The sequence below is a fragment of the Kitasatospora sp. NEAU-CNBT7 genome (assembly GCF_057220535.1).
In genome coordinates, this window is record NZ_JBXQQB010000006.1 from 36,878 (window position 1) to 49,383 (window position 12,506).

The window sequence follows — 12,506 nt, forward strand, 5'->3', positions numbered from 1 at the left end:
CGGGAAGGACGGGTTACTGCTCGCGCCACCAGGCGACCAGTTGGCGCAGGCCCTCGTCCAGCGCCAGTTCGGGCTTCCAGCCGAGGTCGCGTTCGGCCGCCGAGATGTCGGCCAGGCGCCGGACCACGCCGCCGGCGGTGCCGCGGGCCGGTCCGTGCTCGACGTCCAGGTCGGTGCGGTCCATCGCGGCGAGCAGGGCGTCGGCCAGGCCCCGCAGCGAGACCTCGGTGGAGCTGGCGATGTTGTAGACCCGGTCGGTGACGGGGGCGGCGGCGGCCAGCAGGTTGGCCCGGGCGATGTCCTCGGTGTGGACGAAGTCCATGGTCTGGGCACCGTCGCCGAAGATCAGCGGGGGCTGGTCGCCGGCGATCCGCTCCATCCAGCGGATGAACACCTCGGTGTAGCGGCCGTGCACGTCCATCCGCGGGCCGTAGACGTTGAAGTAGCGCAGCGCGACGTAGTCCAGCCCGTACATGGCGTGGAAGCTGCGCAGCAGGCCCTCGTTGAAGACCTTGGCGGCGCCGTACAGGGTGTCGTTGTGGTACGGGTGCTGGGTCTCGGGGGTGGGGAAGGTGTCGGCCAGGCCGTACACCGAGGCGGTGGAGGAGGCGATGACCTTCTTCACGCCCTTCTCGGCGGCGGCCTCGACCACGTCGAAGGTGCCGTCGACCATGATCTCCAGGGCCAGGCGCGGTTCGGCGGCGCACTGGGTGATCCGGATCGCGGCGAGGTGGAAGAGCAGGTCGGTGTCGTCGCCGAGCAGGTCGCGCAGCAGCGCGCGGTCGCGGATGTCGCCGTCCACCACCCGCAGCTGTCCGGGGGCGGCGGCGGCCTCGGCGTGCGCGAGGTTCTCCATCCGGCCGCGGACGAAGTTGTCCAGCACGATCACCTCGCGGGCCCCGCCCTGGATCAGCTGGTCGACGACGGTGGAGCCGATGGTGCCGGCCCCGCCCGTGACCAGGCAGCGGGAGCCCTCAATGGCGACTGCGTTCATCGGGCGGCAGCCCTTTCCTGAGCGGTGATCAGTTCGATGTCGTCGGCGCCGCCGACCGGGACGGTGGCCCCGCCGAGCTCCAGGCTCCGCGAGGCGGCGTGCAGCAGTTGCAGCACCCGCAGGCCGGAGCGGCCGTCGGTGAGCGGGGCGCGGCCCTCGGTGATGGCCGCGGCGAACTCGCCCATCACGTTGCGCAGGGCCTCCTGCTCGACCAGCGCCGGGGCGACCATGTCGCCGACCCGGTACGAGATCAGGGCCCGGTGCCGGATGGCGTCGGTCAGCTCGTCGGGCGGGGTGAGGTCGACGCCGCGGTCGTGGATCGCCAGCCGGGCCTGCGGGTTGAGGTCGTCCCAGACCAGGGTGCGGCGGGAGCCGCCGATCAGGGTGGTCCTGACCTTGGTCGGGGAGAGCCAGTTGACGTGGCAGTGGGCGAGCGCGCCGTTGCTGAGCCGGACCGTCAGGTACGCCACGCAGGCCCGGCCGGCCCCGATCGGGTCGGCGCCCTGGGCGCTCACGCCGACCGGCTCGACGCCGGGCGGCAGCACGAAGTCCAGGATCGACAGGTCGTGCGGGGCGAGGTCCCACAGCACGTCCACGTCGGGCTGGACCAGTCCGAGGTTGATCCGCACCGAGTCGAAGAACTGGATGTCGCCGATCTCGCCGCCGTGCACCAGCTCCCGGATCCGCCGCACCACCGGGGTGTAGCAGAAGGTGTGGTCGCACATCAGGACCAGGCCGCGTTCCTCGGCGAGCTCGACCAGTTCGGCGGCGTCGGCCACCGTGGTGGTGATCGGCTTCTCCACCAGGACGTGCTTGCCGGCCTCCAGGGCCGCCCTGACCAGCTTGTAGTGCGCCGCGGCCGGGGTGGCGATCGCCACCGCCCGGACCCGCTCGTCGGCCAGCACCTCGTCGAAGGAGGTGGTGGTGTCGACCGTGCTGTACTCGCCGAGCACCCGCCGGGAGCGCTCCTCGTCCAGGTCGCACAGCCAGTGCAGCCGCAGCCCGGCCGTCTGCTGCGCGTTGCGGACCAGGTTCGGCCCCCAGTACCCGGCGCCGACCACCGCCAGGCCGATCCGCTCGACCGGCTGCGGCTCCGCCACACCCGGGGTCGGCACATGCTCGCCAGGCGCCTCGTGCGCCACGTCCTTGGACCCGCTCGCCACCGCAAGACCCCCCTTGCCACGGCCCCGGAAGCGCCCTCGCCCCGGCTGCCTCTGCCTGCCCCGCGCGGCCCGGGCACAGGCCGCTCTCCCCACGGCCCGACCCCTCTGACCTCGCAGTGGAACGGTACCGGGCACCGCAGTCGAAAATGGCCCGAATCCGGAAACCCGGCGCGGCCGCGGGACGGCGCGGCAGCCTGGAGCACACGCTCCGTACACCGCCGCCGACCGGCGGCGCAGCGCCCGCCGCCGGACCCCGGGGCGCCGGGTGTCGGAGGGGTTTGGCAGGCTGGTCCCACCATCCGCGCGCGGGCGCCGTGCGACCCTGGTGGTCACCGTCCGTCAGCAGACCCCCGGCAGCGGAGAACTGCCGATGCGCCGAGCACAGCCGAGGAGCAGCCATGGAACACCCGGAGCCCGAGAGCGGCGCACCGGCGCCGGTGCTGCGCCACCACCGGGACAGCCTGCTGCCGGCCGTCGCCGCCGCGCTGTCGCTGCGCGACGGTACGGTGCACACGCTGGCCGGCGACAAGGGCGGCCGCGCGCCGCTGCTGCACCCGCTGGTCGCCGACTTCCTGGCCGCGCTGCCGCTGGAGCACCGCGAGCGCTTCCTCGGGCACTGCCCGGAGCCGGCGCTGCTCTCGCAGTTCCTCGCGGGCGTGGACGCCGGCCGGTCCAAGCGGGCGGCCCGCAAGCCGCTCGCCCTGGCGGAGGCCCGGAAGGCGCTCAAGGGCGCCCGGCTGACCACGGTGCGGATCCGCGAGGAGGGCGATCCCGCGCACGGCACGCACGCGCCGCCGTGCCGTTCCTGCGTCCCGTTGCTGGAGTATCTGAACGTCACGAGCGTCGCCGTCGGGCCCACCCCCCGCTGAGCCGCGCCCCTCCTGTCCCCCAGTCACCGGAGCACACCCTGAACCCGACCGCCCTGCGCACCCAGCCCCGCTTCCCCGCCGACGTCGCCGCCGCCCTCAAGCAGGCCGGCTGGCACCCCGGCCGCTGGGAGATCCGCCAGGCCGAGGAGTGGGCCGACGAACTGTCCGCCCACGACCGGCCGCCGCAGGCCGGGCACGCCGTCTTCCCGGCCGCCGTCGAGGCCTGGGCCGAGTTCGGCGGGCTGTCCTTCGACCTGTCCGGGGCCGGCCGGGAGCAGGCCAGGACCCCCTTCCGGCTGGACCCGCGGTGCGGGCTGCACCAGCCCCGGACCCTGGCCGACCTCGGCCGCGCGCTGGGGACCAGGCTCGCCCCGCTCGGCGAGGAGGCGTACGGCCGGGCGCTGCTGGCCATCGACGAGGCCGGCCGGGTCTACAGCCTGGACCACGCCGGCGAGTGGTTCCTCGGCCACTCCATCGACGCGGCGGTCAGCACCCTGGTGCTGGGCCTGCGCCAGGAGCGCCTGCGCACGGCGGACTGACGCGCCGTCCGGCCCGGATCCGGCCGCGGCCGGATCCGCCGTCCCGGGCGCGCGACGGGCCCCGCGCGCCCCCCGATGCCTCGATTCCCGCCGATTCCCTCCCGCCGGACGGCCGTTGCCGCCACACTGTGCCGCAGCTTGTGTGGAGCTTGTGAGGGGACCACCGGGAGGAATCGCGATGAGCGCACCGACGGCCGCCGCGACCAGGACGGCGGCCCCGCCCGCGCCCCGGCCGGAACGTCAGCCGCTGTTCGACAACGCCAAGTTCGCCGCGGTCGCGCTGGTGGTCTGCGCGCACACCTGGATGCCGCTGCTGGCCGCCGACCGGACGGTCGCGGCCGCGGTGCTCACCATCGCGGCCTTCTCGATGCCGGTCTTCATCACCCTGTGCGGCTACTTCGCCCGCCCGAGACCCGGCCGGCCGACGGTGGACGGCGGCCGGCTGATCTCCCAACTGGCCATCCCCTACCTGGTCTTCCAGGTGCTCTACAACCTGGTCGGGATGGCGCTGGAGCAGCGGCTCGCCCCGATCGGGCTGCTGGAGCCGCGCTGGCTGACCTGGTTCCTGCTCTCGCTGCTGCTCTGGCGGCTCAGCGTGCCGCTGTGGACGGCGCTGCGCCACCCGCTGCCGGTGGCGGTGCTGGTCGCGGCCGGCTCCGGCGCGATGGCCGCCTTCCCGGAGGAGCTGGCGCTCGGCCGCACCCTGGGCTTCCTGCCGTGGTTCGTGCTCGGCCTGGTGCTGCGGCCCGGGCACCTCGCCGTGCTGCGCCGCCGGCCGGTGCGCCGCGCGGCGCCGTACGCGCTGGCGGCGGTGTTCGCCGCGGTCTGGCTGGCCGCGCCGAAGCTGCTGAACCCGGGCTGGGTGGAGTACACCCAGAGCGCCGCCGAACTGCACGTCGGCTACCCGGTCTGGGTGGCCGTGCGGTGTGCGCTGGGCGCGCTGTCGCTGGTGGCCGGCGCCGCGTTCCTGGCGCTGCTGCCCGAGCGCCGCACCCGGTGGACGGCGCTGGGCGGCGCCTCGCTGTACGTCTACCTGCTGCACGGGCTGCCGCTCAAGCTGGTGCAGGCCTCCGGGATCTACCACGCCCGCGCGCTGCACCACTGGTACACCGCGCTGCCGCTGCTCGGGGCCTGCGCGCTCACCCTGGCGGTGCTGCTGGCCACCGGTGCGTCGGTCCGCTTCTTCGGGCCGCTGGTGCAGCCGCGGCTCGGATGGCTGCTGCGGCCGGGCGGAACGGTCCCGGCCGGTCCGCTGCCCACCGGTCCGCTGCCCGCCGGGCCGGGCTCAGGCCAGCCGGTCGGCGCGGACGGCCAGGCGTGAGGGCAGCACCGCCTCGACCCGGAAGCCGCCGTCCTCGGCCGTGCCCGCGCTGAAGCTGCCGCCGAGCGCGACCACCCGCTCGCGCATGCCGACCAGGCCGTTGCCGCCGCTGGGCAGCGCGACCTCGGCGCCGTCGCCGTCGGCCGGGGCGTTGACCACCGCGACCCGCACGCCGTTCGGCCGGTAGGCGAGCTGCACGGTCACCCGGGCGCCGCCGGCGTGCTTGTGCGCGTTGGTCAGCCCCTCCTGCACCAGCCGGTACGCGGTCCGCTCGGCCTGCCCGGTGTACGGGCAGCTCTCGCCGCTGACCGTCAGGCTGACCAGCATCCCGGCGGCCCGGGACTGGTCCACCAGCCGCGGCAGCCCGGCCAGGCTGTCCGGGCGGTCGGCCTGCGCGGCGGCCGGCTCGGCCATCCGCAGCACGCCGAGGATCTCGCGCAGCTCGTCCAGCGCCTGCCGGCCCACTTCGCCCATCAGCTTCGCGCTCTGCTGGGCGCGCTCGGGGTCGCGCGGGATGGTCCGCTCCAGGGCGGCGGCGTGCACCACCATCAGGCTGACCCGGTGGGCCACCACGTCGTGCATCTCGCGGGCGATCCGGGTGCGCTCCTCCAGCCGGGCCCGCCGGGCGCGCTCCCTGGCCTGCTCGGCCAGCAGGTCGAGTTCGGCCTCCAGGCCGTGGGCCCGGTCCTTGAGCGACTCCACCAGCCGGCGCCGGGCGCCCACGTACAGGCCGGTGACCACCGGCGGGACGGTCAGCCCGACCGCGACCAGCGCGGCCAGCAGCACGAAGACCCAGGCCGGCGGCAGCGGGGCGGCCGGGTCGGCCTGCTCCCCCGGCGCGAAGATCGCGAACAGCACCATGCCGAAGGTCTCCACCAGCGCCAGCGCGGACAGCGCCACCACCCGGCGCCGCCGCGACGGCCACTCCCAGGTGGCGGCCAGCGTGTAGAGCGAGACGACCAGCAGGATCATCCCGAACAGACCCGGCACGAACACCAGCGCCACCAGCACCGGCACCGCCGGCCAGCGGCGCCGCACCACCAGGGTCGCCCCCGCCAGCGCCCCGGGGATCGCCGCGGCCACCGCGATCCCGGTCCCCAGGTGCAGGCGGTCCTGCACCACCCCGTACGCGCCGAAGGCGCACTCGAGTCCGGCCAGTGCGGCCAGCACGATGTCCAGCAGCGCGCTGCGGCGCCGATCCCACCACCACAGCGGGTGGGCCGGGCCGCCCCCGTCAGGCGACTTGCTCATGGGGGACAGCCTACGGGCGGTGCCCGGCCCGCCCCCAGGCAGTTCCCGGCCGTGGCCCGCCACCGCCCCGCGGCACGCCCCGGTGTCCGGCATCCGGCCACTTCTCGGACGCGGCATGCGCTCCCACCTATGCTGGTCCGCGACGGACAGCGCGGTCCGCACCCCTCTCCCGGCACACCGGCGGCGCACCCCCGGCGGCCGGCCCGCGGGAGGGAGAGCCGTTGCCCGAACCCCACCACCACAGGGAGCCAGCCGTGACCGCTCCGGTCCCCACCTCGGCCGACAGCCCGTCCCCGCCCGGACACGACCCGGTCGCGGCCAACGCCGCGCTCCGCGCCGACATCCGCCGCCTCGGCGACCTGCTCGGCGAGACCCTGGTCCGGCAGGAGGGCCCCGAACTGCTCGGCCTGGTCGAGCAGGTCAGACTGCTCAGCCGCACCGACGGCGAGGCCACCGCGCAACTGCTCGCCGAGATCGACCTGGAGACCGCCGGCAAGCTGGTCCGCGCCTTCTCCACCTACTTCCACCTGGCGAACGTCACCGAGCAGGTGCACCGCGGCCGCGAGTTCGCCACCCGCCGGGCCCGCGAGGGCTCGCTGCTGGCGCAGACCGCCGACCAGCTCGCCGACGCCGACCCCAAGCACCTCCAGGACACCCTGGCGCACCTGGCGGTCCGTCCGGTCTTCACCGCGCACCCGACCGAGGCCGCCCGCCGCAGCGTGCTCAACAAGCTCCGCCGGGTCGGCGAGCTGCTGGAGCGGATCCACCGCGAGCACGTCGCCTCCGGCCTGTCCACCTCCGACCCGGTGCGGCACTCCTCCGCCAAGCGGCAGGCCGACCGCCGGCTCGCCGAGGTGATCGACCTGCTCTGGCAGACCGACGAGCTGCGGATCGCCCGCCCGGAGCCCACCGACGAGGCCCGCAACGCCGTCTACTACCTGGACGAGCTGTACCGCGAGGCCGTCCCCGAGGTGCTGGAGGAGCTGCACGAGGAGCTGGCCCGGGTCGGCCTGACGCTGCCCGAGGGCGTGCGCCCGCTGACCTTCGGCACCTGGATCGGCGGCGACCGGGACGGCAACCCGAACGTCACCCCGGCCGTCACCTGGGACGTGCTCAACCTCCAGCACGAGTACGGCATCAAGGACGCGCTGGCCGCCGTGGACGACCTGCGGGCCGCGCTGTCCACCTCGGTCCGGCTGGCCGGCGCCTCCGCCGAGCTGCTGGAGTCGCTGGACGCCGACCTCGCGGTGCTGCCCGAGCTGAGCCCGCGCTACAAGCGGATGAACGCCGAGGAGCCGTACCGGCTGAAGGCCACCTGCGTGCGGCTGAAGCTGGAGAACACCCGCGAGCGCCTCGCCGCCGGCACCCCGCACGTCCCGGGCCGGGACTACGTCGGCACCCGCGAGCTGGTCGCCGACCTCAAGCTGATCCAGGACTCGCTGCGCGGCCACCGCGGCCAGCTGATCGCCGACGGCCGGCTCGCCCGGGCGATCCGCACCATCGAGGCGTTCGGCCTGCAGCTGGCCACCATGGACGTGCGCGAGCACGCCGAGGCCCACCACCACGCGCTCGGCCAGCTCTTCGACCGGCTCGGCGAGGAGGCCTGGCGCTACACCGACATGCCGCGCGAGTACCGCCAGCGGCTGCTCTCCAAGGAGCTGCGCTCGCGCCGCCCGCTGGCGCCGACCCCGGCCCCGCTGGACGCGGCGGGCACCAAGACGCTCGGCGTCTTCAACACCATCCGCGAGGGCTTCGACCGCTTCGGCGACGAGATCGTCGAGAGCTACATCATCTCGATGTGCCAGGGCGCCGACGACGTCTTCGCCGCCGCCGTGCTGGCCCGCGAGGCCGGTCTGATCGACCTGCACGCGGGCATCGCCAAGATCGGCATCGTGCCGCTGCTGGAGACCACCGACGAGCTCCAGGAGGCCGACCGGATCCTGGACGAGATGCTCTCCGACCCGTCCTACCGCCTGCTGGTCTCGCTGCGCGGGGACATCCAGGAGGTCATGCTCGGCTACTCGGACTCCTCCAAGTTCGGCGGCATCACCACCTCCCAGTGGGAGATCCACCGGGCCCAGCGCCGGCTGCGCGACGTCGCCCACCGGTACGGCATCCGGCTGCGGCTGTTCCACGGCCGCGGCGGCACCGTCGGCCGCGGCGGCGGCCCCTCGCACGAGGCGATCCTGGCCCAGCCCTGGGGCACCCTGGAGGGCGAGATCAAGGTCACCGAGCAGGGCGAGGTGATCTCCGACAAGTACCTGCTGCCCTCGCTGGCCCGGGAGAACCTGGAACTCACCATCTCGGCCACGCTGGCCGCCTCCGCGCTGCACACCGCACCGCGCCAGGCGCCCGAGGAGCTGGCCCGCTGGGACGCCGCGATGGACCAGGTCTCCGAGGCCGCGCACACCGCGTACCGGACCCTGGTGGAGCAGGAGGACCTGCCGAAGTACTTCTTCGCGGCCACCCCGGTCGACCAGCTGGCCTCGCTGCACCTGGGCTCGCGCCCGTCCCGCCGCCCCGACTCGGGCGCCGGCCTGGACGGCCTGCGGGCCATCCCGTGGGTGTTCGGCTGGACCCAGTCCCGGCAGATCGTGCCCGGCTGGTACGGGGTCGGCTCGGGCCTGGCCGCCGCCCGCGCGGCGGGCCTCGGCGACGTGCTGGACGAGATGCACGGCCAGTGGCACTTCTTCCAGAACTTCCTGTCCAACGTCGCCATGACGCTGGCCAAGACCGACCTGAGGATCGCCCGCCACTACGTCGAGCAGCTGGTCCCGGCCGAGCTGCACCACATCTTCGACCAGATCGTGGCCGAGCACGAGCTGACCCTGCGCGAGGTGCTCCGGCTGACCGGCGAGAGCGAGCTGCTCGAGCACAACCCGGTGCTCAAGCAGACCTTCACCGTCCGGGACGCCTACCTCGACCCGATCTCCTACCTCCAGGTCGCGCTGCTGCGCCGGCAGCGCGAGATGGCCGAGCAGAACCGGGCGGACGACCCGCTGCGGGCCCGCGCCCTGCTGCTGACGGTCAACGGCATCGCGGCCGGCCTGCGCAACACCGGCTGACGCCGGACGGGCGGTGACGCGGAGAGGGACCGGCCCCGCGGGGCCGGTCCCTCTCCGGGTGCCGGGGCTTCGCGCGCCCGGTCAGAACGTGGTCGGCCGGCCCGCCCGGCGGCGGCGCAGCCAGGTCGCGGCCCCGCCGGCCGCCACCACCAGGCCGCCGCCGACCGCGTACAGGCCGGCGGAGCCGCCGACCGAGCCGGTGGCGGGCGGGATCAGCTGGGCGGCCGCGGGCTCCGCGGCCGTCGAGGGCACGTCGGTCGACTCGGCCGCGTGTGCGGACTGGCCGGCCAGTCCGCAGGCGGCCAGGCACAGCACCGCCCCGCCGGCAGCGCGCCCCACTCGGACACCCCGTGAGCGAACCACAGCCTTTACCCCCAGAATCGGCCTCTCAACCCCTTCGTACAGAGCTGACCGTATCGAAGGGCCGGGCGCCGCTGACCCGGTTTCAGCTTCCGTCCCCCAAAGCGTTGCACGACCGTTGTGTACCGTGCGTCGCGCGAGCCCAAGGGAACTGACTGGCCATCAGGAGTTGTAGGTGCTCTGTGCGCGCTCCAGGCCCTCCGAGAGCAGCGCCTCCACCGCGTCGGCCGCCCGGTCCACGAACCAGTCCAGGTCCTTGCGCTCGGTGGCGGAGAAGTCCTTGAGCACGAAGTCCGCGACCTCCATCCGGCCCGGCGGGCGGCCGATGCCGCAGCGCACCCGGTGGTAGTCGGGGCCGAGCGACTTGGTGAGCGACTTCAGCCCGTTGTGCCCGTTGTCGCCGCCGCCGGTCTTCAGCCGCAGCGCCGCGTAGTCGAGGTCCAGTTCGTCGTGGACGGCGACGATGCCGGCGGTGGGCACCTTGTAGAAGTCGCGCAGCGCGGTGGTCGGCCCGCCGGAGAGGTTCATGAAGGTCATCGGCTTGGCCAGGACGACCCGCTTCCCGGCCAGCCGGCCCTCGGCGACCTGGGCCCGGCTCTTGTGCGCCTTGAACCGGGCGCCGATCCGCTCGGCCAGCAGGTCGGCCACCATGAAGCCGATGTTGTGCCGGTTGCGGGCGTAGCCGTCGCCGGGGTTGCCCAGCCCGACCACCAGCCAGGGGCCCGTGTACTCGTCCGCCACCGCGCTCATGCTGCCGCTCTCCACTCGCTGTCGATCTGCTCGCCGTCGGTCCGCCGGTCGCCGTCAGGCTGCCGGGCCCCCATTATCCGCGACCGCCGTGCGCCGGGGGCCGGCCGCTCGGGGGCGGACACGCCGCTGCCCCGGCCGCCCCGCGAGGGGGCGGACCGGGGCAGCGGTCGGTCGCGTTCAGCGCGAGGCTCAGGCCTCGGCGCCGGCCTCGGCGGCCTCGCCCTCGGCGGCCTCGTCCTCGGTCACCTCGGCGGCCTGGGCGCCGATGACCTGCAGCACGACGGCGTCGGCCTCGACGGCCAGGGTGGCGCCCTTGGGGAGCTCGATGTCACCGGCGGTGATCGAGGCACCGGCCTCCAGGCCCTCGACCGAGACGGTCACGGACTCGGGCAGGTGGGTGGCCTCGGCCTCGATCGGCAGCGCGTTCAGCACGTGCTCGAGCAGGTTGCCGCCGGGGGCCAGCTCGCCCTCGGTCAGGACCGGGATCTCGACGGTGACCTTCTCGCCGCGCTTGACCAGCAGCAGGTCGACGTGCTCGATGGTGCGCTTGATGGCCTCACGCTGGACGGCCTTCGGCAGCACGAACTCGTCCTTGCCCTCGATCGGCACGACCAGCAGCGCGTTGGGGGTCTTCAGCGCCATCATCAGGTCGTGGCTCGGCAGGTTCAGGTGGACCGGGGCGTGGCCGTGGCCGTAGACGACACCGGGGACGAAACCGGCACGACGGGCGCGACGGGCGGCACCCTTGCCGAACTCGGTGCGGGTCTCGGCGGCAAGGCGGATCTCGGACACGACTGCACTCCTCGTAAAAGCTGGCGACGGGTGCAGGCGACAACAGAAAACCGCCGGGCCACACCCTCAAGTACGTTCGGGGGGACGCTCGGCGGCGGATGACGGGAGGTCACGACCGGACTGCGGTCGGACCGGCGCGTCGATCACGGATGCGGCACCCGCACGGGCACACGGCATCCCTCGCCGAGCAGTCTCACGAGTCTAACCGCAGTGCACGTCAACCATGAAATCGGCCCCCGGCGCGGACCGCGCCGGGGGCCGCTCGACGGCACCGGGGGTCAGTGCACGCCCTCGAACAGCGAGGTGACCGAGCCGTCCTCGAAGACCTCGCGGATCGCCGCGGCGATCGACGGGGCGATGGAGAGCGTGGTGACCTTGTCCAGCTGGAGCTGGGCCGGGGTCGGCAGGGTGTTGGTGAAGACGAACTCGCTGACCCGCGAGTTCTTCAGGCGGTCCGCGGCCGGGCCGGAGAGCACGCCGTGGGTGGCGGCGACGATCACGTCGGCGGCGCCGTTCTCGAACAGCGCGTCGGCGGCGGCGCAGATGGTGCCGGCGGTGTCGATCATGTCGTCGACCAGGACGCAGACCCGGCCCTTGACGTCACCGACCACCTCGGCGGACAGGATGGTGTTGGCCTGGCTCATGTCGCGGCGCTTGTGGATGATCGCCAGCGGGGCGCCGAGGCGGTCCGACCACTGGTCGGCGACCTTCACCCGGCCGGCGTCCGGCGAGACGATGGTCAGCTTGGAGCGGTCGACCTTCTCGCCGAGGTAGTCGCAGAGCACCGGCAGCGCGAACAGGTGGTCCACCGGGCCGGAGAAGAAGCCCTGGATCTGCGCGGTGTGCAGGTCCACCGCCATGATCCGGTCGGCGCCGGCCTGGGCCAGCAGGTCGGCGATCAGCCGGGCCGAGATGGGCTCGCGGCCGAGGTGCTTCTTGTCCTGCCGGGCGTAGCCGTAGAACGGCAGGATCGCGGTGATGCTCCGGGCGGAGGCCCGCTTCAGAGCATCGATCATGATCAGCTGTTCCATGATCCACTGGTTGATGGGAGCCGTGTGGCTCTGCATCACAAAGCAGTCCGCGCCGCGCGCGGACTCCAGGAAGCGGACGTAGATCTCGCCGTTGGCGAAGTCCAGGGCCTTGGTCGGGACGAGCTCCGTCCCGAGTTCCGCTGCCACCTCCGCCGCCAGCTCAGGGTGGGCACGGCCGGAGAAGAGCTTGAGCTTCTTCTCACCCGACGTCGTGATCCCGCTCACTGCACCGTCTCCTCGCGTTGCTGCCGCACATGGACCCGCCCGGGCGCACCCGGGCAGGACCCGGGCGGGCAGGTGGGCGGGGGATTGGGAGTACGCCGAGGCGCGGACAGAAGCCCAGTGGCGCACGTATGTACTCCAGGTTACGC

The 12,506-nt window shown here is 73.9% G+C and carries 11 protein-coding genes; 4 read left to right on the forward strand and 7 right to left on the reverse strand.

The genetic code is table 11. From position 1 onward, the window contains the following. Positions 1-13 precede the first annotated feature (13 nt). Entirely contained in the window at positions 14-994 is a 981-nt protein-coding gene (locus AC2TEW_RS10160) for an NAD-dependent epimerase/dehydratase family protein (RefSeq protein WP_484623046.1), read from the reverse strand. Continuing rightward, positions 991-2,157: a Gfo/Idh/MocA family protein gene (locus AC2TEW_RS10165; RefSeq protein ID WP_484623047.1), complete on the reverse strand. Its 1,167-nt coding sequence runs from the start codon at positions 2,155-2,157 to the stop codon at positions 991-993. Before AC2TEW_RS10165 ends, AC2TEW_RS10160 begins: the two co-directional genes overlap by 4 nt. A 398-nt stretch (positions 2,158-2,555) precedes the next feature. Between AC2TEW_RS10165 and AC2TEW_RS10170 the strand changes: the two genes are divergently transcribed. The 3 genes from AC2TEW_RS10170 (at position 2,556) to AC2TEW_RS10180 (ending at position 4,886) form a co-directional block, all read left to right on the forward strand. Next, positions 2,556-3,026 (forward strand): YwqJ-related putative deaminase, encoded by a 471-nt coding sequence (locus AC2TEW_RS10170; protein WP_484623048.1) that lies wholly within the window; start codon positions 2,556-2,558, stop codon positions 3,024-3,026. A 38-nt stretch (positions 3,027-3,064) separates the two neighbouring features. Then, complete coding sequence (locus AC2TEW_RS10175; RefSeq protein WP_484623299.1) at positions 3,065-3,565, forward strand: SUKH-3 domain-containing protein; 501 nt, start codon at positions 3,065-3,067, stop codon at positions 3,563-3,565. Positions 3,566-3,743: 178 nt separating this feature from the next. After that, positions 3,744-4,886, forward strand: a complete 1,143-nt coding sequence (locus tag AC2TEW_RS10180; protein ID WP_484623049.1) for an acyltransferase family protein — start codon at positions 3,744-3,746, stop codon at positions 4,884-4,886. On the opposite strand, the gene AC2TEW_RS10185 is transcribed toward AC2TEW_RS10180, so the two are convergent. Beyond that, complete coding sequence (locus AC2TEW_RS10185) at positions 4,851-6,137, reverse strand: sensor histidine kinase (RefSeq protein WP_484623050.1); 1,287 nt, start codon at positions 6,135-6,137, stop codon at positions 4,851-4,853. The genes AC2TEW_RS10180 and AC2TEW_RS10185 overlap by 36 nt on opposite strands. Positions 6,138-6,391: 254 nt before the next feature. Between AC2TEW_RS10185 and ppc the strand changes: the two genes are divergently transcribed. Then, positions 6,392-9,202: a phosphoenolpyruvate carboxylase gene (ppc, locus tag AC2TEW_RS10190; RefSeq protein WP_484623051.1), complete on the forward strand. Its 2,811-nt coding sequence runs from the start codon at positions 6,392-6,394 to the stop codon at positions 9,200-9,202. Positions 9,203-9,283: 81 nt separating this feature from the next. Here ppc and AC2TEW_RS10195 read toward each other — a convergent pair whose 3' ends face one another. From AC2TEW_RS10195 to AC2TEW_RS10210, 4 genes are all read right to left on the reverse strand, one after another. Continuing rightward, positions 9,284-9,541: a hypothetical protein gene (locus AC2TEW_RS10195; protein WP_484623052.1), complete on the reverse strand. Its 258-nt coding sequence runs from the start codon at positions 9,539-9,541 to the stop codon at positions 9,284-9,286. Between the two features lie 183 nt (positions 9,542-9,724). Continuing rightward, positions 9,725-10,312 (reverse strand): aminoacyl-tRNA hydrolase, encoded by a 588-nt coding sequence (gene pth, locus AC2TEW_RS10200; protein WP_484623053.1) that lies wholly within the window; start codon positions 10,310-10,312, stop codon positions 9,725-9,727. Positions 10,313-10,501: 189 nt separating this feature from the next. Next, positions 10,502-11,104, reverse strand: coding sequence for a 50S ribosomal protein L25/general stress protein Ctc (locus AC2TEW_RS10205; protein WP_484623054.1), 603 nt, complete (start codon positions 11,102-11,104; stop codon positions 10,502-10,504). 278 nt (positions 11,105-11,382) lie between these two features. Further along, entirely contained in the window at positions 11,383-12,360 is a 978-nt protein-coding gene (locus AC2TEW_RS10210; RefSeq protein ID WP_484623055.1) for a ribose-phosphate diphosphokinase, read from the reverse strand. Positions 12,361-12,506 lie beyond the last annotated feature (146 nt).